Raw genomic sequence first — 1,810 nt, forward strand, 5'->3', positions numbered from 1 at the left:
TACGCCCACAACCACCACGTGTGGTGGCACGAGACGCCGTGGGGCTACGGCGCGTTCGACGACAGTCACACCATCGGTGGCGCCCTGCAGCAAGCCGGCTACCAGACCGGGTACGTCGGCAAGTACCTCAACCGCTACGGCATCGCCGCCCCCAAGGCGGACCCGACCGCGGCGCCGTGGACCTACGTCCCGAACGGCTGGGACGACTGGCGCGCGACGCCCGACGCGGTCCCCGTGCCGATGTCGAACCCGCTGTGGGGCAGCACCTACAACTACTTCGCGACGACCGTGAACGACAACGGCGTGCTCGAGGGCCACCAGGGGCAGTACAACTCCAACGTCCTGGTCGACGAGGGCCTCGACGTGCTGCGGCAGTTCGAGGGCGGCGGCAAGCCGTGGTATCTCCAGCTCAACTCGCTCGCCCCGCACCACGGCGACCCCGTCGAGTCCGACGACCCGATCGGCGACGGCATGGAGACGCCGGCGCGACCCGACTGGGTCAAGGGGCGCTTCGACACCGAGATCCAGCGCGGCCTCGGCGTGCCGGTCGACGGGCAGCCGGAGCGCGACGTCCGCGACAAGGCCCGGATCACCCGCCGGATGAAGCCGCTCACCGACTCGGACCGCTCCGACATCCTGGCGCTCTCCCGCCAGCGGGCCGAGACGCTCTTCGCCTTCGACCGCCAGCTCGGCCGGGTGCTCCACGAGCTCCAGACGAGCGGTCAGCTCGACCACACGATCGTGGCGTTCACCTCCGACAACGGCTACATGGAGGGCGAGCACCGCTGGCGCAGCGGCAAGGTCATCGGCTTCGAGCCGTCCTACCGCGTGCCGCTCCTGATGGCCGGCCCCGGCATCCCCGAGGGCGCCCAGGAGGTCATGCCGGTCAACACCGTCAACCTCTCCGCCTCCGTCCTCGACTGGGCTGGCGCACACCTGGCCGGCACCGACGGACAGCCGTTCGTCGACGCGATCGGCACCGGCCGCGGCTGGGACCACGCGCTCGGTTACGAGGCCTACTTCCCCTCGATCCGCAACCGCCACGACGTCCCCGGCTTCGAGCGCGGCGACGCCTCGGCGGTCGGTATCCGCACGGCGCAGTACTTCTACGTCCGCTACAGCAACGGCCAGGAAGAGCTCTTCGACCTGCGCCGCGACCCGGTCGAGCTGACGTCGGTGGCTGCCGACCCGGCGTACGCGGAGGTGAAGGGTGAGCTGCGCACGCTCTGGGACCGCTTCCACCAGTGCCGCGGTGCCGCCTGCGACCTCCCCCTGCCCGCGTCGCTGACGACCGATGCCACCAGCACCCGTGAGCTGACCGACCTCATGGAGACGGAGACGGCCCGCTACTACGGCCGCTGACCCCTCGTCACCCCGAGGCGTGTGACACGCCCGACAGGCGTCACGGCTGGCGTTACGCCATCGTCATAGTCTAGTTTTTCACTCGACATACAACAGACAACAGAGGGGAGGGCACCATGAAGCGACGTTCAACGCTGATCTCGCTGGTGGCGGCCCTGGCGGTTGCCGTGCCGACGTTCGGTGCGATCAACCACGAGACGTCGGCCGGTGCGGCCGTCGCCCGGACCGGAGCGCCCAACGTGCTCGTCGTCATGACCGACGACATGCGCTACGACGACGTGAAGTACATGCCGAACCTGCGCAAGTTCCTCGGCGCCCGCGGCACGGACTTCCGCAACATGTTCGCTCCCACTCCCCTCTGCTGCCCGAACCGCGCGTCGTTCCTCACCGGCAAGTACGCCCACAACCACCACGTGTGGTGGCACGAGACGCCGTGGGGCTACGGCGC

General features: G+C 69.4%; 2 protein-coding genes. Both read left to right on the forward strand.

Features of this window, described 5'->3' with window-relative positions; genetic code table 11:
• Nucleotides 1-1,362: sulfatase-like hydrolase/transferase (locus tag EPD65_RS16100; protein ID WP_131585977.1), on the forward strand; the 1,362-nt coding region annotated here is incomplete at its 5' end.
• A gap of 116 nt (nucleotides 1,363-1,478) precedes the next feature.
• The coding region (locus EPD65_RS16105; protein ID WP_165873038.1) for a sulfatase-like hydrolase/transferase at nucleotides 1,479-1,810 on the forward strand (332 nt) is incomplete at its 3' end.

Source organism: Nocardioides jejuensis, from assembly GCF_004337475.1.
Taxonomy (GTDB): domain Bacteria; phylum Actinomycetota; class Actinomycetes; order Propionibacteriales; family Nocardioidaceae; genus Nocardioides; species Nocardioides jejuensis.